The organism is Allobosea sp. OK403 (genome assembly GCF_900113835.1).
GTDB lineage: Bacteria > Pseudomonadota > Alphaproteobacteria > Rhizobiales > Beijerinckiaceae > Allobosea.
This window is the reverse complement of the sequence record NZ_FOQV01000017.1, coordinates 1-16,909: the sequence shown is the minus strand read 5'-3', so window position 1 is coordinate 16,909 and position 16,909 is coordinate 1. Positions and strand designations below refer to the sequence as shown.

The 16,909-nt window shown below is 64.7% G+C and carries 16 protein-coding genes; 6 read left to right on the top strand and 10 right to left on the bottom strand.

The window, feature by feature from the left end; translation table 11 throughout:
* Nucleotides 1–100 precede the first annotated feature (100 nt).
* Together BMZ97_RS29055 and BMZ97_RS29050 are read left to right on the top strand one after the other, a co-directional pair.
* On the top strand, nt 101–1,081 hold the full coding sequence (locus BMZ97_RS29055) for a LysR family transcriptional regulator (RefSeq protein WP_244546663.1): 981 nt from the start codon (nt 101–103) through the stop codon (nt 1,079–1,081).
* Between the two features lie 99 nt (nt 1,082–1,180).
* Nucleotides 1,181–1,714 (top strand): hypothetical protein, encoded by a 534-nt coding sequence (locus BMZ97_RS29050; protein WP_092178048.1) that lies wholly within the window; start codon nt 1,181–1,183, stop codon nt 1,712–1,714.
* A 400-nt stretch (nt 1,715–2,114) separates the two neighbouring features.
* Here the strand turns inward: BMZ97_RS29050 and BMZ97_RS29045 are convergent, their stop codons facing one another.
* From BMZ97_RS29045 to BMZ97_RS29020, 6 genes are all read right to left on the bottom strand, one after another.
* Nucleotides 2,115–3,671 (bottom strand): ABC transporter substrate-binding protein, encoded by a 1,557-nt coding sequence (locus BMZ97_RS29045; protein WP_092178046.1) that lies wholly within the window; start codon nt 3,669–3,671, stop codon nt 2,115–2,117.
* A gap of 121 nt (nt 3,672–3,792) precedes the next feature.
* The gene (locus BMZ97_RS29040; RefSeq protein ID WP_092178044.1) at nt 3,793–5,016 is read right to left on the bottom strand and encodes an ROK family transcriptional regulator; all 1,224 of its coding nucleotides are present in this window, start codon (nt 5,014–5,016) and stop codon (nt 3,793–3,795) included.
* A 227-nt stretch (nt 5,017–5,243) separates the two neighbouring features.
* Complete coding sequence (locus tag BMZ97_RS29035) at nt 5,244–6,035, bottom strand: ABC transporter ATP-binding protein (RefSeq protein WP_244546662.1); 792 nt, start codon at nt 6,033–6,035, stop codon at nt 5,244–5,246.
* A gap of 7 nt (nt 6,036–6,042) precedes the next feature.
* Nucleotides 6,043–7,035: an ABC transporter substrate-binding protein gene (locus tag BMZ97_RS29030; RefSeq protein WP_092178041.1), complete on the bottom strand. Its 993-nt coding sequence runs from the start codon at nt 7,033–7,035 to the stop codon at nt 6,043–6,045.
* A gap of 104 nt (nt 7,036–7,139) precedes the next feature.
* The gene (locus BMZ97_RS29025) at nt 7,140–7,961 is read right to left on the bottom strand and encodes an ABC transporter permease (RefSeq protein WP_092178039.1); all 822 of its coding nucleotides are present in this window, start codon (nt 7,959–7,961) and stop codon (nt 7,140–7,142) included.
* Nucleotides 7,958–8,809 (bottom strand): IclR family transcriptional regulator, encoded by an 852-nt coding sequence (locus BMZ97_RS29020; protein ID WP_092178037.1) that lies wholly within the window; start codon nt 8,807–8,809, stop codon nt 7,958–7,960. Before BMZ97_RS29020 ends, BMZ97_RS29025 begins: the two co-directional genes overlap by 4 nt.
* Nucleotides 8,810–8,928: 119 nt before the next feature.
* Between BMZ97_RS29020 and BMZ97_RS29015 the strand changes: the two genes are divergently transcribed.
* Nucleotides 8,929–9,627: a hypothetical protein gene (locus tag BMZ97_RS29015; RefSeq protein ID WP_092178217.1), complete on the top strand. Its 699-nt coding sequence runs from the start codon at nt 8,929–8,931 to the stop codon at nt 9,625–9,627.
* Complete coding sequence (locus BMZ97_RS29010; protein ID WP_092178035.1) at nt 9,627–10,409, top strand: SDR family NAD(P)-dependent oxidoreductase; 783 nt, start codon at nt 9,627–9,629, stop codon at nt 10,407–10,409. The genes BMZ97_RS29015 and BMZ97_RS29010 overlap by 1 nt, the downstream gene beginning before the upstream one ends.
* Before the next feature lie 259 nt (nt 10,410–10,668).
* Here the strand turns inward: BMZ97_RS29010 and BMZ97_RS29005 are convergent, their stop codons facing one another.
* The 4 genes from BMZ97_RS29005 to BMZ97_RS28990 form a co-directional block, all read right to left on the bottom strand.
* The gene (locus tag BMZ97_RS29005) at nt 10,669–10,983 is read right to left on the bottom strand and encodes a hypothetical protein (RefSeq protein WP_139221383.1); all 315 of its coding nucleotides are present in this window, start codon (nt 10,981–10,983) and stop codon (nt 10,669–10,671) included.
* A 417-nt stretch (nt 10,984–11,400) separates the two neighbouring features.
* On the bottom strand, nt 11,401–12,435 hold the full coding sequence (locus BMZ97_RS29000; RefSeq protein ID WP_092178031.1) for an ABC transporter substrate-binding protein: 1,035 nt from the start codon (nt 12,433–12,435) through the stop codon (nt 11,401–11,403).
* 68 nt (nt 12,436–12,503) lie between these two features.
* Complete coding sequence (locus BMZ97_RS28995) at nt 12,504–13,379, bottom strand: ABC transporter permease (protein ID WP_092178215.1); 876 nt, start codon at nt 13,377–13,379, stop codon at nt 12,504–12,506.
* Nucleotides 13,380–13,386: 7 nt separating this feature from the next.
* The gene (locus BMZ97_RS28990) at nt 13,387–14,154 is read right to left on the bottom strand and encodes an ABC transporter ATP-binding protein (RefSeq protein WP_092178029.1); all 768 of its coding nucleotides are present in this window, start codon (nt 14,152–14,154) and stop codon (nt 13,387–13,389) included.
* A gap of 135 nt (nt 14,155–14,289) precedes the next feature.
* On the opposite strand from BMZ97_RS28990, the gene BMZ97_RS28985 reads away from it, so the two are divergent.
* Nucleotides 14,290–14,955 (top strand): response regulator transcription factor, encoded by a 666-nt coding sequence (locus tag BMZ97_RS28985; protein WP_092178027.1) that lies wholly within the window; start codon nt 14,290–14,292, stop codon nt 14,953–14,955.
* On the top strand, nt 14,948–16,321 hold the full coding sequence (locus BMZ97_RS28980; protein ID WP_244546661.1) for a sensor histidine kinase: 1,374 nt from the start codon (nt 14,948–14,950) through the stop codon (nt 16,319–16,321). The genes BMZ97_RS28985 and BMZ97_RS28980 overlap by 8 nt, the downstream gene beginning before the upstream one ends.
* Nucleotides 16,322–16,909: the final 588 nt, after the last annotated feature.

Below are 16,909 nucleotides of genomic sequence, written 5' to 3'. Positions count from 1 at the left end.
CAGCGTTATTGGGTCAGAGGCTAATGCGGTCTGATATGCCTTGATAATGAAGATTAGCGATGATGTGATCGGTAAAACGATATCACTGGGGAGGCCCCGCATGACACAGACCATGGCCGAGCCGGGCGCCTCGCTGTTGCGGCGATTGAAGAACCGGCAGCTCCTCCTGCTCATTGCGATCGACGAAGCCCAAAGCCTGCGGCGGGCGGCCGCCCGGTTGAACATGACGCAGCCGAGCGCGACCAAGCTGCTGCAGGATCTGGAGGCGACGCTCGGCCTGCCGCTGTTCGAGCGCGGCCGGCGCGGCCTGAAGGCGACGGTCTATGGCGAGGTGATGACCCGTCATGCGCGCTTGATCCTGAACGACCTCGACCGGACGCGGCTCGAGCTCGCGGCGCTGGCCTCCGGTGCGACAGGGCGTTTGAAGATCGGCGCGGTCATCAGCGCCATCCCGTTCCTGCTCGCCAGGGCGGTCGCGGCGCTCAAGCGCGACAGGCCTCGCCTCGATGTCTCGATCGATGTCGGGACCAGCGATGCGCTGGTGCCGATGCTGGCGAAGGGGGAGCTCGACGTGCTGCTCGCACGCCCGCTGGCGCTCGAGGGGCGCACCGAGTTCGACTATGAGGATCTGATCGACGAGCCGCTGCATATCGTGGCCCGGCTCGGTCATCCCCTGATGAGCGCCAGCTCGCTCGGCCTTGCCGACCTGGCCTCCTGGCCCTGGACGTTGCTGCCCGCCGCTTCGCCGATGCGCAAGGTGCTCGCACCGCTCTTCGCGGAGATGATGACCCACCAGCCGCTCGATGTCGTCGAAACCTCGTCGATGATGACGATGGTCGCCTTGCTGCAGGAAAGCGACATGCTGGCGGTGATGCCGGCCGATGTCGCTGAATTCAACATCAGGCACGGCTTGCTGTGCCGCCTGAACGTCGCGGTCCCGCCGATCATGGGCTCCTACGGCGTCGTCACCCGCCGCGACCGGCCGCTCTCGCCGGGCACGACGGCGTTCATCGGCTGTCTGAAGGACTGCCTTATCGGGAGTGACGCGTCGCCAGCTTTGTCGGGGCCTTCCCGGCTGTGACCGGGATGAAGCGTGGCGTGGTCGTGCCATGGGTGTATGGATAGCACCCAATGTGTACGAGCTGCTGTAAAGACTGAAGAATTCAGAGAACCGCCAGACGTGAGACGCCATCCCGAGCTCAGCGCCATCCCTGCCGAGATCCGGCGCGCGGCCTGCGCGTTTCATGAGGCCGGCCACATCATCGTCGGCTGGCATCACGAGCGCTACGTCACCCATGCCTGGCTGCGGCCGCCTTTCGGCTTCAGCGGCGAGACCTGTTTCGAGCCCTATCGGAAAGGCTTCCGGACCGAACGGCTGGCGGATCTCCGGCGCGCCGAGGTCGAGGTCACGATCCTGGCCGCCGGTCATTGCGGCGAGATGATCTACTGGAATGAGGGGGAGGGGCTCAGATGGTATCCGGGCGCGATCCATTCCCATGACGATGATCTGGAACAGATGCGGCCCTATACCGCCTTTCTGCAGCCAGCCGACGAGGCCGCCCTGCTAGCGCGCTGTGCCAGGTCTGCCGCCGCGATCCTGTATAACCCCCCTATGCTCGCAGCCCAGAAGGCCATTGCCGGGGTGCTGTTCGAACGACGGCGGATCGATGCGGACGAGGTCGACGCGATCATCAGGCGTCCGACCGCACGCTGAACGGCCAGCTCTGCGTCAATCCCGGAGTTTCAGACGCGCCAAAGTTCGCCGTTCGAAGCGCATCGAGCGCCCTGCGCTTGTGGCGCAGCGCGGTTGTCGGGGCGCGTTCGCCGCGCGCCTCAAGCAAGCCCTCCTGGATTGCTTCGCGGAGCCTGTACTCGGGCTTGCCGAAGGCAAGACCCGGGTGCTCGCAATGACGGCAAGGTCGTCACGTAGCTGGTCCAGGGGCTTGCACCTCACTCTTGCCCTCTCACTGAACTCGGGCTTGCCGACTTCGACACGGGAGAAGGGTTCCCCGCGCCTCATTTGCAAACCGTGGAAGGGAGACGACCGCGCCCTCGACGGCAGGTCGCACGCGACCCGCCGACGGGCCGCTGCCTCCAGATGGTTCGGCGACCGCTTACTTGCGCGCGATATTCCAGTAGACCGGTGCCGGCGGCGTCAGGATCCCGGTCAGGTTCGCCCGGTGGGCCCGGATCTGATATTGCAGGCCGATTGGAATATAGGGAACCGTTTCGATAGCGCGGGCCTGGATCTTCGTGGCGAGCGCCTTGCGTGCGCCAAGGTCGGAGAGGTCGGCGAAGGCAGACCGCATAGCCTCGATTTCGGCGTCACAGGGCCAGCCGAACCAGGCCTTGTCGCAGTTCGAGCGCAGGCCGAGATGGCTGAGGGGCTCCATCATGTCGAGCCCTCCAGGTCCCGAAATGAAGATGGACCAGCCGCCCTTGCCGACCGGCTCCTTGCTCGCGCGGCGGCTCACGACCGTGGCCCAATCCATCGCCTGGACGTCCGTCTTGAGGCCGATGCTGCGCAGCAATTGATCCGCGACCATGGTGAAGGCGTGGATATTGGTGTTCTCGGTGGCGTCGAGCAGCACGACCGGCGTGCCGTCATAGCCGCTCTCCTTGACCAGCGCCTTGGCCTTGTCGAGATCGGGCTTGGGAAAGCCTTCCTCCGTGAAATAGGGCGAGGAACAGATATAGAAGGAGCGGCAGGTCTTGCCGAGGCTCGGATCCTCGATCACGGCGTCGAGGAACTCGGAGCCGTTGACGGCATGGAGCAGAGCCTGCCTGATCCTGGGATTGTCGAATGGCGGCTGTAGCGAGTTGATGCGGATCTGCTGCGCCACGCCGAGATCATCCTGACGGGCGATGACGACGTCCTTTGCCGGCTTGGCGAGCCCGATCAGGTCGGCGGAGAGGTCTTCGCTGATGTCGATCTCGCCCTTCAGCACAGCGTTCATGGCGGTCTGCTGATCGGGGATGATCTGCCATTCGACGCGGTCCACCCGCGCGATCTTGCCACCGGCAAAGCCGCTCGGCGCCTCCGAGCGCGGCGCATAAGTCGGGTTCCTGACGAAGACCAGTTTCGAGCCCGAGAGCCATTCCTCCTTCTTGAAGATGAAGGGGCCCGAGCCGGTCTGGTCGGTCACGCCCTGATTGGCCGGCGTCGCCGTGGCGATCCGCGCCGGCATGATGAAGGGCACAGGGGCTCCGGGCTTGCCGAGCGCATCCAGCACGAAGCCCCAGGGCTGGGACAAAGTCAGCCTGAAGCTCTTGGCGTCGGTCGCGCTCCAGGCCGCGCCGCGCGCATTGAGCTGCTGGCCCATGCTGTCATTGCCGCTCCAGCGCTTCAGTGAGGCGATGACATCGTCGGCGGTGACGGGCTGGCCATCGCTGAAAGCCAGGCCGTCGCGCAGCGTGAAATCCCAGGTCTTGCCGTCGGCCGAAGTGCTCCATGCCGCCACCATCTGGGGTTTCACCGCCAGAGTGTCGTCGACCGCGAACAGCGTGTCGTAGACCATGTAGCCGAAGTTGCGGGCCATCGAATCCGAGCCCAGCATCGGGTCGAGGATCTTGACGTCACCGGATGGCCTGACTTTCAGGACGCTCTGTGCTGCGGCCGAGCCGGCTGATAAGGCGAGCAGAACGGCGCCGATGACCCAATGCGTTTTCACGATGTCCTCCCGATTTTTGTGTCGTTTGTCATGACGCTTCCGGCGCTAGAGCGGGATGCGAAAAAGTGGGAACCGGTTTTTCGCATTGATCCTGCTCTAACCCCTTGATGTAGAGACGGATTCAGATTTCAGACGGAGACACTTTGTAACTCCGTCTGAAATCATCCGGCTCTAGGCGTTGTGCTCGCTTGGGGTCGGGTGCCGGGATCACGTGCCCGCCCCGATTGATGAGGGCGAAGGTGGCGAGCGCGATGCCTGATGCGGGCTCTCGGCCAAGCTCGATTGCGGAGAAGGACAGCTCGACGCCGGCCGCGCCGCCGAACAGGCTCTGGTCGATACCGGCCAATAAGGCCGGGCGAGCCTTGTCTTGCAGCGCGCTTGGCCAGCCTGCGATGACGACCCGCCTGACGCGATTGAGGTTCAGAGCATTGCCGATCGCCGTGCCGAGCTGGGCGAGGCGGTTCCCGATTTCGGCCTCGGCGTGACCAGACAGCCGAACGCCCTCGCGCCAGCTATCGCGGGGTGCGAGCATCTGCTGCTCGGCTTTGCCGAAGAGCGGCGCCATGGCCCCTGTCGAGACATTGGCTTCGAGACAGCCGGAATGGCCGCAGCGGCACCGAGCGCCCTGCGGGTCCATGATCATGTGCCCGATTTCGCAGGGGAGCACATCGTCGCTCCCGGCGCTTTCATCGACGAATGCGCCGCCGACCCCATGCCCGAGGAACACATAGAAATAGGGTCTTTCATCCCGCGTGACGCCGATCTGGAGCCGATGGGCGAGCGCCCGCGTCACGATCGAGTTGGCGAAAGTCGTGGGCACGTCCGGAAGCGCGGCTTCCAGTGTCCGGGTGATGAAATCCGGTCGCAGCGCAACGATCGGGTTGCTCGCCCCGCCAGGATGGTAGCCAGGTATCGAGACGGCGATCTGGCGCAGGACGATGTCGTGGCGCAGGCACCAATCGGCCATGCTCGTGATCGCTGCGGCCGTGGTGTTTTCCGCGGCCATGGCAGCCGTGCCGTCGGGCAGCTCGTGTTGCTCCGAGAACAACGCCTCGCCCCTGAGGTTTCCGACGCCGACATGCGCGCGGTTGTTGGAGAGTTCGATCGTTGCGACGAACTGGCTCTCGCTCAGCGTCAGAAAAGTGCTGGGGCCGCCGCGATAAGGTGCGCGTTTGCGGGTCTCGTCAACGAGCCCTTCCGCTTTGAGATCGGCCACGATGCGGGAGATGCTCGCATCGGTCAGGCCGATATGAGCGATCACATCCGGCCGGAACGACCCGCCGGAGCGCCAGAGATAGCGGAGAACCGCGGCGCGCGTCTCCTGCCGGCTCCATGCCCCCTTCACATCTCCACCCTGTTCATTTTTGTTTTATGTAAGAATGAAAGTGAGAGATGATCCGAGCGTTGTCAAATGCTCCGCATCGGGAGGCTGCGATCTCAGCACCGCTCCATCGTCATTGCGAGCGCAGCGAAGCAATCCAGGAGGGCTCGCTCCACGTCCCCTGGATTGCTTCGCTGCGCTCGCAATGACGGCAAGGGCGCGTGCCCCGTCCCACTGACGTCGCGCTTCGCCTAGTACTTGATCACGCCAAAGCGCCGGAACGCGTCGTGGATGCGGTCGGCATAGGCGTTGAAGCTCGGATAGTCACCGAGATGGGCGGGGCGCGGGCGGGGCAATTCGATCGCGATCTCATCGACCACGCGGCCGGGCGTCGGCGACATTACCAGCACGCGGTCCGACAGGCCGATCGCCTCGTCGATCGAGTGTGTGATGAAGACGACGGTCTTGCCCGTCTCCAGCCAGAGCATTTCGAGATCGTGGCGGATCTGCGTGCGCGTGATCGCGTCGAGCGCCCCAAAAGGCTCGTCCATCATCAGGACGGACGGATCGTGGATCAGCGCGCGCGCGATCGAGACGCGCTGGCGCATGCCGCCAGAAAGCTGCTTGGGGTAGCGGTCGACGGCGTGGCTGATGCCGAGCTTGGCGAAGAGCTCCAGCGCGCGTTCTTTCGCAGGCGCGAGCGGCAGGCCGCGGATTTCGGCCTGGAGCATGACGTTCTCCAGCGCTGTCCGGAACTCCAGCAGGAGATGGTCCTGGAAGACGATGCCGATATCGGTCAAAGGCGAGGTCAGCGGCTTGCCATTGACCAGGAGCTCGCCTGAGCTGATCGGAATCAACCCTGCGGCCATCAGCATGAAGGTGCTCTTGCCGCAGCCGGAAGGGCCGATCAGGCTGACGAACTCGCCGCTCCTGATATCGAGGGTGAGACCATCGACGGCGGTGAAGCCGCCGAAGCTCTTGATCACGCCGCGTCCGGAAATGGAGGCGGCGCCGGTGCCGGGCTGCGCGGAGCTGGGATGCATCATCGCCTCACGGGCAGGCCGGCGCCGAGGCTGGCAGCAGCTCGGTCGTGTAGTAGTCCGTGATCGGCTTGTCCTTGGGCAGGCCGAGATACTGCGTCAGCAGGTCGTAGCTGACGGTCCAGTTTGTCTCCGGCACCTTGCCGAGCGCGGTTGCTCCCGGCGCGCAGAGCAGCTTGTTGACGACGTCGAACTGCGCCAGCACTTGCGCCTTCTTCACCGCCGGGAACTGCGCCACGACGGCGTCCGCCGCCGCTTCGGGATTCTTGCGCGCCGCGTCCCAGCCCAGGAGGCTCGCCTCGACGAATTTCTTGAACAGCTCCGCATCGGCCTTGATCCGGTCGTCGCGGGCGATGATCGACAAGCCCACCGTCGGCACGCCGACATCGCGGTAGAAGATGTCGCGGACCTTGAAGCCGCGCTCGCGGATCTGGATCGAGTGGAAATCGGCGCCACCCAGGATGGCATCGACCTTCTTCTCGAGCAGCGCACCGACGAAGGCGCCGGGATCGATCGCGATGACATCGACCTTGCTCTTGTCGATCCCGTTGCTGGCGAGGATGGCCTCCAGCAGCGTCGTCTGCGCCGTTCCCGGCTGGACCGCGAGCTTCTTGCCGACGAGATCCTTCGGCGCTTCGATCTGGCTGTCTTCCAGCGCGATGATCGCGAAGCCGTTGGTCTGGAGCACGGGGGCGATGATCTTGACCGGCGCGCCCTTGGTGCGCAGTTGCATGGCGGCCGGTGCGTCGGCGAAACCGATATCGGTCTGGCCGGTAGCGACCATCTGCGCCGTGGTGCCCGAGCCCTTGCCCTCCTCGATCGTCAGGTTGATGCCGGCCTTCTCGTAGAGGCCGAGTTGCTTGGCCATCATGAAGCCGGCATTGGGCGCGGCCGCGAGGAAGTTCAGCGTGATCTTCATCGGCTTGCCGGCGCCCTGCGCGAAGGCAGTGCCTGCGCTGAGTGCGAGCATGGCGACAGTCGTGATCAACATGCGTCGGTTCATGGTCTTGGTCCTCCCGTATGCCCCGGTTGGTCCGGGTTGATGGTTAGTTCGTGAACAGAGTGGGTCGGTGCGTCAGCCCTTGTGCTCGTCAGCTCTTGCGCTCGTCAGCCTTTGCGCTGCCAGGGCATCAGCAGGACCTCGAGCCCGTCGACGAGATAGCTGAACAGGATCCCGACCAGGCTGAGCGCGACGAGGCAGGCGAAGATCAGCGGCATGTCGAGGAAGCTCGTGCCGCGCAGCAGGAGATAGCCGAGCCCCGCATTGGCGCCGACGAACTCGCCGACGATCGCGCCCGTCGCGGCAAACACCGCCGAGACCTTGAGGCCGGAGAAGATGTAGGTCAGCGCGGCTGGAACCCGGACATAACGGAAAGTCTGCCAGGCGGAGGCGCCCATCGAGCGGGTCAGATAGAGCACGCGCTCGTCCAGCGCCCGGAACCCCGTCATGCTGGCGACCAGCGTCGGAAAGAAGCAGAGCAGGAAGGTGAGCAGCACTTTTGGGAACAGGCCGAAGCCGAACCAGACGACGAAGAGCGGGGCGATCGCGATCTTCGGCACGAGCTGGAAGAAGACGATCACCGGATAGATCGCCTTCTCCAGGATTTTGACGGAAACGATGATGTAGCCGAGCGGGATCGAGATCACCGCCGCCATCAGGAAGCCGAGCACGATCTCGTTGCCCGTCACCAGCGTGTGCTGGAAGATCAGGGCCCGGTCGGTCCAGAGCCGCTCGAAGAAGGCGCTCGGCACGGGCAGGATGTATTCGGGGATGCCCGCCAGCGGCACCAGCCACTGCCAGGCCAGCAGCAGCACGGCAAAGCTCGCCAGCGGCCAGGCAATCGCAGACATCCATGCGCCGGCCCGGCTCTGCGCCTGGGAGGCTTCAGTGGGCTGCTGCGTCGGCCGGGTTGCGACCTCGTCGGTCATGCGTTTATCCCCGCGGAAAGACTGTGGCGCGGCTCGCCGCCTGCGACGGCGGGGACGAGGCTCTGGATCTGCCGGCGCCGCAGTGGCCAGATCTCCGCCATGGCCCGCGCGGCCTGGCGCAAGGCGTCGCTGATCTCGCCATGCCGGCTCTCGCTCATGCGCGCCGCCGGGCCCGCGACGCTCAGCGTGCCTGCGACGGGAGCATCGCTGTCTGGGCCGGCGCGGAAGGTCGTCGCCATCGCGACGGTGCCGATCTCGCCTTCCTCAACAGCGAGCGCGACGCCGCGATGGCGGGTTTCGTCGAGATGGGCACGCAGCGCATCGACATCCTGCAAGGCATTGGGTCCGGTGCGGCCGTCAGCCCGGAAACCGCGCGCGCAGACGATGCGCAGCGCCTCGGCCTCCGGCAAGGAGGCGAGCCAGGCCTTTCCCGTCGCGGTGGCGTGCAGCACAATCTCGGTGCCCATCGGCGGCTCGTAGCGCAGCCCAGCTGTCGCTCCTTGAGCCCGCGCGACCCAGACCAGGCTCTCGCCCTCGACCACGGCGAGGCGGCAATATTCGCGGGTCGCGATGGCAAGCCCGTCGAGCACGATCTGTCCCGCATCGGGCAGGCCGCGCAGATCGAGATTGCGGAAGGCAAGCTGGGAGAGCTTCAGCGTCAGCCCATAGGCGCCGCTGGATGGGTCCTGTGCGACGAAACCGCGCTCGGTGAGCGTCGCCAGAAGCCGGTGCGTCGCGCTGGCCGGCAGATCGAGGCGTTCCGCGAGCAGGCTGAGATCGACGCCATCGGGCTCGCCCGACAACGCCTCCAGCACCTTCAACGCCCGCTCCACCGCTGCGATCGTCACGTTTCATCCCTTGCGATTTTTATTTTGGAATTGATTTCCAATTCAGAATTGAATTTCATATACGAACGGCAAGAGGCGGAGTCAACGCGCCCTAACGAGACCCGACCGGGAGGATGTCAGTGAGCTTATCTGGAGAAGGCGCGGTCGCGATCTGGCATGACATCGCGCCGGAAGGCCGCGAGATCTTCTATGCCTGGCATGGCCAGGAGCATATGCCGGAACGACTCGGCATCCCCGGTTTCACGCGCGGGCGGCGCTATGCCGCGATCGATGCCGACCTTGAATTCTTCAATCTTTATGAGGCGTTGAGCGTCGAAACCCTCAAGAGCCAGGACTACACCGCCCGCGTCAACGCACCGACGCCCTGGACGCTCGCGGCGGTGAAGCATTTCCGCTCCGTCGCGCGCTCGATCTGCCGCGTCGCCCATAGCACCGGCCCGGCCCAGGGCGGCCTGATCGCGACGCTGCGCTACGACGTGGCGGATGCGGAGGCCGCTGCACACAAGGCTGCGCTGCTGCGCCAGACCATTCCCGACTTGCTCGCAAGGCCCGGGGTCGCCGGCGTGCACCTGCTGACGGCTGACGCCGAGGCGAGTGGCGTCGCGACCGCCGAGCAGAAGGCGCGCGGCGTCGCCAATGCCGTGCCGCGCTGGGTGCTGCTGCTCGAAGGCTGGGGCGACGAGGCGGCCTTCGTCGGGCTCGCCAAGGCGGAGCTGGCCGGCGAGAAGCTCGATGCGATCGGCGGGAGCGGACCCTATTCACTGGGCCTGTACCGCCATCAGATCACCCGCACCAAGACGGCCTGGAGCGCCGGCTGATGAATGCGCGCTATGATCTTGGTGGCCGCATCGCCATCGTCACCGGCGGCGCCGGCGGGCTCGGGCGCGGCATCGCACGTGCCCTGACCGAGGCCGGGGCGATCGTCGAGCTCTGGGACGCCAATAGCGCAGCCCTTGCCGAGGCCGAGGCAGAGCTGGGCGAAGGCGCCAGCGCGCGCCAGCTCGACATCACCGACGCTGCCGCGGTCGAGGCCGCAGCGCAGGCCGTCTTCAAAGGCCATGGTCGCATCGATATCCTGGTCAACAATGCGGGCGTGCTCGGCGAGGTGAAGCCGGTCTGGGAGACGACGCCGGAGAATTTCCAGCGCGTGCTGCAGGTCAATCTGTTCGGCTCCTATCTCGTCACCCGCGCCGTTGTCGGGCTGATGCGCGGACAGCCGGCGCGCACCTCCGCGATCACGCCGCATCCCCTGCGCGGCCATGTCGTCAACATCGCCTCGATCCAGGGCAAGGAGGGCATGGCCAAGGCCGCGGCCTATTCGGCCTCAAAAGCCGGGCTGCTCGCCTTGACCAAGAGCGTCGCCAAGGAGACGGCGCTGGATGGCATCATCGTCACCGCGGTCACGCCGGCCGCTGCCGAGACGGCCATGGCCAGGGAGATCTCGGCTGAGCGCCGCGCCGACATCCTCGGCCGCATCCCGATGGGGCGTTTCGTTGAGATCGAGGAGGTCGCCCGCATGGTGCTCTGGCTCTCCAGCGACGAATGCTCCTTCTCGACCGGAGGCATTTTCGACCTGTCAGGCGGCCGGGCGACCTATTGAGATATCCGACCTATTGATCGTCGTCCGGCATGCAGGTGGCCCGAGCTAGAGCGTTTTCGAGCGAAGTGGAGACCGGTTCGCGTGAAGAAAACGCGTTGAAACGAAGAGCTAGAGCCGTTGAACGATCCAATTGGAGCGGAAACGGCTCTAGTGAAGCAAACTCGGATCACCTGCGAAGCCATGGCCCGTCGAATGCTGCAGGCTTTTGTCTCGCATCGGCTTCTCCCGAAAACCGGTCCCCACTTTTCGGGCCGATGCGCTACGGGCAGCCATACCCGCCTTGCCCGTCGGGCAGGCAGCGCGAACCATTGGGCAAGTTCAGTGCACCGGATGCGTCTCGGCGGACATAGTCGCCATTGGGCAGCGTGAAGCCCCCGGCGCGATCCACCTCGACACGCGATCCGTCTGGAAGAAACAGGCCGCCGACGCCATCGGGCGTAATCCGCTTCGTGATTGCGGCACCGCGACCGGGCTCGGGGCTTGCCACGATCACGCGTTCGCGGCTCTGCTGGACGCAGCCGGTTGCCAGAAGGGCCAGGCTCAGCATGCCGGCGGCCGCAATAATACCTCTCATGACTGAAGCCCCTCAGAGTGATTATGGTTGGCGTCATATCCCGCCATGGCTGACATAAGCTCAAAGATCATCGTTTCGTCTCCGTGATGCGACCGGAACGCGCAACCACGGTTTCGGTTTCCACCCTATTGGCCGCCGCGAGCGTAACGGCCCCATTGCCGGAGCGCTCGGCATGGCGGGGCTCGCGACGCGGCGAGTTCCGTAGGGGTGAAAGGTCACAGCTGCGAATCTGTGTCGGGCGCATTGCGGAAATCTAGCGAGTATCGTCGCCTCATGCGAGCCGCAGATGACGGCGCGATGACCCGGATCCGGAAGGCGAGGCCTTCTGGATCAACAGGCAAGGAGGCGAGGGCGGCCTCATAGCTCCCGGTGAGGCCGCCATGTCTGGGCCCGCCGGGGCCGGTATTTTGGATTGCGTCAGCTGCCCTTGCGGCCGTGAATCTGCGGAATGAACATGTCGGTCCATTTGGCCGGCTTCACCTTGATCGTGCCGGCAAGGCCCATGAACTCGGCGAAATCCATCACCTTGTCGGGGGTGGCCGAGAATTTGGCGCCCTTGTCGTTGAGCATGGTCAGGACCTCGTCCTTCGAGACCTTGACCGGCGAACCCCGCACGAAGATCTCGGCCGCGGCGTCCTTGTTCTGGGCGATGAAGTCGCAGGCCTCGTCGAGGGCGGCGAGGAAGGCGTCGGTCATCTTCGGATTGGCGTCGACGAACTTCTTCGGCGCGAAGACGACGTCGAGCGTGATGTTGCCGATCACGTTGATGGAATCGGCGACGAGATGCACCTTGGGGTCGTTGAGCTCAATGAAGGAGAAGGGCGGCGAGGTGAAATGCGCGGTGATCTCGGTCTTGCCGGAGGTCAAGGCTGCTAGCGCCTCGGGATGGGGCAGGCTGACGGTCATCGGATCGAGCTTGGCGAAGTTCTCGCGGCCGAATTCCTTGGCCACCATCATCTGGAGCACGACGGCCGAGAGCGAGGTCTTGATCCCGGGAAGCGCGATCTTGTCCTTCGCGGTGAAATCCTTCAGCGACTTCACATTCGGGTTGATCGAGTTGAGCGAAAGCGAGGTCGCGCTCATGCCGCCGATGCCGATGACCTCGACATTGGGAATGCCCTTGGCCTTCGACCAGAGCGTGACGAAGCCGGGCGCGCCGGTCCCGGCGAAATCCAGCGTGCCGGCCATCATCGCGTCGTTGATGACGTTGCCGCCGTCGAGAACCAGCCATTTGGTCGCGATATCGCCGAGACCGGCCTTGGCGGCCTGCTTCTCCAGCAGCTTCTGGTCCTGCATCACGATCAGGGGCAAATAGAGAATACCGTAGCCCTTGGAGATCCGGACCTCCTTCACCTCGGCCATGGCGCCGGGGGCGCTGATCGCGAGCGTGAGGGCCGAGCCTGTCAGAAGGGCGGCCAGGCGCTTTGTGATGTACCGTCTGGTGATGTTCATCGTGTTGTCCTCCCGGATGATGATGCCGGATTGGCCCGGCCTTATGGTCTTGTGGAGATGTCGCCGCCTCAGCTTTGCATGCCCCAGCGCTGGACCGTGTTGCGCTCGATCGCGGCGAAGATGACGTTCTCGACGAACAGGCCGATCATGATGACCGTGAACAGCCCGGCGAAGACATTGGCGGTTTCGAGCTGGTTGCGGTTCTCGAAGATGAACCAGCCGAGACCACCCGACCCCGACGAGACGCCGAAGACGAGTTCGGCTGCGATCAGCGTGCGCCAGGCAAAAGCCCAGCCGACCTTCAGCCCGGTCAGGATGCTCGGGAAGGCGGCCGGAATCAGGATCTTCCCGACCAGGCGCAGGCCGCGCAGATTATAGTTCATGCCGACCATGCGCAGCGTGTTCGACACCGAGCGGAAGCCGGAATGCGTGTTGAGCGCGATTGCCCACAGCACGGAATGCACCAACACGAAGATGACGCTGCCTTCCCCCAGGCCGAACCAGATCAGCGCCAGCGGCAGCAGGGCGATCGCCGGCAGCGGGTTGAACATCGATGTCAGGGTTTCCAGCAGGTCGGTGCCGATCTGCGAGCCGATGGCGACCGTCGTCAGGATCGAGGCAAGCGCGATGCCGATGCCGTAGCCGATCAAGAGCGTCTGGATCGACGACAAGGCGCGCGCCGGGATGACACCATTGGCGAGGTTCTCCCAGAACGCCTCGATTGTCGCGGTGAAGGTCGGGAACAGCAGCGGGTTGCCGAGCCAACGACCATAGATCTCCCAGATCACGGCCAGCGCGATCAGCAGGGCGGCCTTGCGGACAAATCCGATGCGGTAGATCCGCTCGAACGGCGTCAGCGCCTTCTCGACGGCGGGCACATCCGTCGCTTGCTGGTCGCGGATGATCTCGGGGCGGATATGAAGCGGAGAGGTGGATGCGTTCATGTCGACCTCAATGCGCAAAGAGCATGTCGTTGATGCGGGCCTCGAGCGCGACCTGCGAGGCCGTGCCGACCTCTTCCGCGGTCAGGCTGTTCAGCTCGGCGCGGACCTGGCCGGGATGCGGCGACAGCAGCAGGATGCGCGTGCCGCAGCGGATCGCCTCCTCGATGGAGTGCGTCACGAACAGCACGGTGAACTTCGTGTCCTCCCAGAGCTGCAGCAACTCGTCCTGCATCTTGCGCCGCGTCAGGGCGTCGAGCGCGGCGAAGGGCTCGTCCATCAAAAGCACGTCGGGCTCCATCGCCATGCCGCGGGCGATCGCGACGCGCTGCTTCATGCCGCCCGACAAGGTATGGGGATAGCTGTCGGCGAATTTCGACAGGCCGACCATGTCGACATAGTGGCGCGCCTTGTCCATCGCCTCGCGGCCGCTGGAGCGACCGCTGGCTTCAAGGGCGAAGACGACGTTCTCGATCACGCTCTTCCAGGGCAGGAGCTGGTCGAACTCCTGGAACACCATCATCCGGTCAGGCCCGGGAGCCTTGACCTCGCGGCCCTTAAGGCGGATCGCGCCTTCGACCGGGGTCAGATAGCCGCCGATCGCCTTGAGCAGGGTCGATTTTCCGCAGCCCGACGGCCCGAGCAGGATGAAGCGGTCGGATTGATGCACTTCGAAGCTGACCCGATAGGTCGCCGTGACCAGTGCATCGCGCGTCTTGTATTGCAGCGTGACGCCGTCGACATCGAGCAGCGGCGCAGATTGCGCGGGAAGCGTCATGTTTCCTCCGAAAGTCGTTGCCTTGCATCCACGTTTCGGGATGCTTGGCTGGACCCTACAGGGCCGAACTGACACGAAACTGACTGGCGCCTGCCTCACCTGGCGGCGCAAGGGAACGGTGCAGGAAAACGGTGAATGCGCATTCTCGTCGTCGAGGACATGGTCGATATCGGGGAGGCCATCGTCGCGCGCTTCGAGCGGATGGGCCACGCCGTGGACTGGGAACAGAACGGCGCCGTGGCCGGCGATCTGGCCGAGGTCCAGGCCTATGACCTCATCGTCCTCGATGTGATGCTGCCAGGGCGGGACGGCTTTGCGATCCTCAAGGATCTGCGCATGAAGCGGAACGCGACCCCCGTGCTCATCCTCACCGCACGTTCGGCGGTCGACGACAGGGTCAGCGCGCTGGATCTCGGCGCCGACGACTATTTGATCAAGCCATTCGACTATCGCGAGCTGGAGGCGCGTGCCCGCGCGCTGCTGAGACGGGGCGGTGGAGAGGCGACGAACATCATCCAATGCGGCCGGGTCACGGTCGACCGCAGCGCGCGGATCGCCTCCGTCGACGGCCGTTCGCTCGATCTCACGCGCCGGGAGCTCACCGTGCTCGAAATCCTGGCCGGGCGGCCGCAGCGCATCTTCTCCAAGGAAGAGCTGATCGACCAGCTCTTCGGCTTCGAGCAGGAGCCCAGCCCCAATGCCGTCGAGCAATATGTGACCCGCTTGCGCCGGAAGCTTGCCGGCTCCGGCGTCGAGATCAGGACGATGCGCGGGCTGGGGTATCAAATTGTCGTTGCGTGAGCGCCTTCGCTCCTCGCTCTACGCGCGCAGCCTGCTCTTCATCGTCGCGGGCGTCTCAGTGGGCGCGGTCGCGTTGAGCGTCGCCGCCTATTCCTATGCCCGTGTCGCGGCCGATGAAGCCTATGACCGGCTCCTCGTCGGCGGGGTGATCCAGCTCGCGGAGAACATCTTCGTCCAGGGCGGCGTCATCGCGTTGGACCCGCCGGCTGCGGCCCTTGCCTCGCTCTCCGCCTATGACCTGGTCTTTTATAGCGTCACCGATACGCGCAGCATCGTGGTCGCGGGCTATCCGGACCTGGCTTTCCCCGGGAGCGTTACCGCCGCGCAGAAGGGGGCGATCCTGTCGGATGGCACCTATCAGGGATCGCCCGTCCGGATCGCCGCCATCGGCCGATATCTGTCGACGCCGTCCGTCACCGGCTGGGCCTATGTCGTTCTGGCGCAGACGCGCGAGGCGCGCCTCGCGCTCGCGCGCGATCTGACGCTGAGAGCCGTGCTGATCATCGCGGCGATGAGCCTCCTGACATTGCTCGCCGGCGGGTTGGCCATCCGCTACGCCCTGGCGCCGCTCGCCCGCATCGAGCAGGAGCTCGCCGCGCGCGATCCCAATGATCTGCGCCCGCTGAGCATCGAGACGCCGACCGAGATCCACACGCTGGTCAGCGCGATCAGCATGTTCATGGAACGCCTGAGCGGCCGCATCCGGATCATGCAACGCTTCATCGGCGATGCCGCCCACCAGATCAGGACGCCGCTGGCAGCGCTCGACGCCCAGGTCGAGCTGTTGTCGACGACGCGGAACTCCGCTCAGCGCCAGGCGCAGATCGAGCGCATCCAACATCGCAGCACCGAACTCCGGCGCCTGACGAACCAGCTCCTCAGCCACGCCATGGTGATCCATCGCTCGGATGCGGTCGCGATGGCGCAGCTCGATCTGATCGCTCTCGCGCGGGCGGTGCTGGCTGATGCGGTTCCGCTGTCGTTTCATCGCGAGGTGCGCATCGCCTTCCAGGCTCCCGAGCACGCGATCATGATCGCTGCCGATGCTGTCAGCCTGAGGGAGGCCCTGTCCAACGTCATTCACAACGCCCTGACCCATGGCGCCGTGACGGCCCTGACGGTGACGGTTTCGCAAGATGGGCCGCAGGCGATGGTCGAGGTCTTCGACGATGGTCCCGGCATCTCGCCCTCCGAATGGGCTTCGATCATTGCGCCGTTCACATCCGGCTCCACTGGGAAGGGCGGATCGGGGCTCGGCCTCGCCATCGCCTCCGACGTGATCCGCAGCCATGGCGGCGCGATCCGCTTCGCTATGAGGGCCGATGGCTTTGCCGTCATGCTGGTGCTTCCGCTCGCTTCGCCGTGAGATGTCCGCGGTGGCGCCGAGCGGAAGAGCTTCGGACCAGGCCCAGGGTCTCCTTCTGATCGCAGGGACGAGGCTCGATCGGCATTTTCAGAAAAAAATCGCGCCGCTTCCGAAAAATGAAGCGAAGCTCCCGGTGAGGGGAGGCAGCAAGGGGCCGATTCAGCCCCAAAATGGCGGCCCAACGGCCCCGTTTTCGAAAAACTCATGCGCTGTCTAAAAAGTTTCACGATCTGTGTTGACAGGGTTGGGAGGTGGGGCCTATACAGCGGCCATCGAGACGGCAACGCCGCTGGCGCCGCCGCCTCCCGCGCTTCATTGAGACCTTTGGGCTTTGTAGCCGAGCAATCGGTACGCAGCCCTGTCTTTTGAGTAGTGCCGCTGTTTGAAAACTGAAGACAGAAAGAGAAACGTGGACGGCGGAGTTCTTGCGGACTTAGCTTAGGCTAAGTCGAACGAGACTTCGGTGTGCTGCGTTTTACAAGAGCCATCGCTGATGATTTGGGTGAAAGCCTGGGTCGTCAAGCAATGACTCCGTCAATACGCAGCGATTGCCGGAACAAACTCAGTATACAATCTGAGAGTTTGATC

What these genes read in the sequence shown, in the direction of transcription:
- BMZ97_RS29055 (WP_244546663.1), top strand. Translation starts at nt 101, where the DNA reads ATGACACAGACCATGGCCGAGCCGGGCGCCTCGCTGTTGCGGCGATTG.
- BMZ97_RS29035 (WP_244546662.1), bottom strand. Translation starts at nt 6,035, where the DNA reads ATGCATCCCAGCTCCGCGCAGCCCGGCACCGGCGCCGCCTCCATTTCC.
- BMZ97_RS29030 (WP_092178041.1), bottom strand. Translation starts at nt 7,035, where the DNA reads ATGAACCGACGCATGTTGATCACGACTGTCGCCATGCTCGCACTCAGC.
- BMZ97_RS29025 (WP_092178039.1), bottom strand. Translation starts at nt 7,961, where the DNA reads ATGACCGACGAGGTCGCAACCCGGCCGACGCAGCAGCCCACTGAAGCC.
- BMZ97_RS29010 (WP_092178035.1), top strand. Translation starts at nt 9,627, where the DNA reads ATGAATGCGCGCTATGATCTTGGTGGCCGCATCGCCATCGTCACCGGC.
- BMZ97_RS29005 (WP_139221383.1), bottom strand. Translation starts at nt 10,983, where the DNA reads ATGAGAGGTATTATTGCGGCCGCCGGCATGCTGAGCCTGGCCCTTCTG.
- BMZ97_RS29000 (WP_092178031.1), bottom strand. Translation starts at nt 12,435, where the DNA reads ATGAACATCACCAGACGGTACATCACAAAGCGCCTGGCCGCCCTTCTG.
- BMZ97_RS28995 (WP_092178215.1), bottom strand. Translation starts at nt 13,379, where the DNA reads ATGAACGCATCCACCTCTCCGCTTCATATCCGCCCCGAGATCATCCGC.
- BMZ97_RS28990 (WP_092178029.1), bottom strand. Translation starts at nt 14,154, where the DNA reads ATGACGCTTCCCGCGCAATCTGCGCCGCTGCTCGATGTCGACGGCGTC.
- BMZ97_RS28985 (WP_092178027.1), top strand. Translation starts at nt 14,290, where the DNA reads ATGCGCATTCTCGTCGTCGAGGACATGGTCGATATCGGGGAGGCCATC.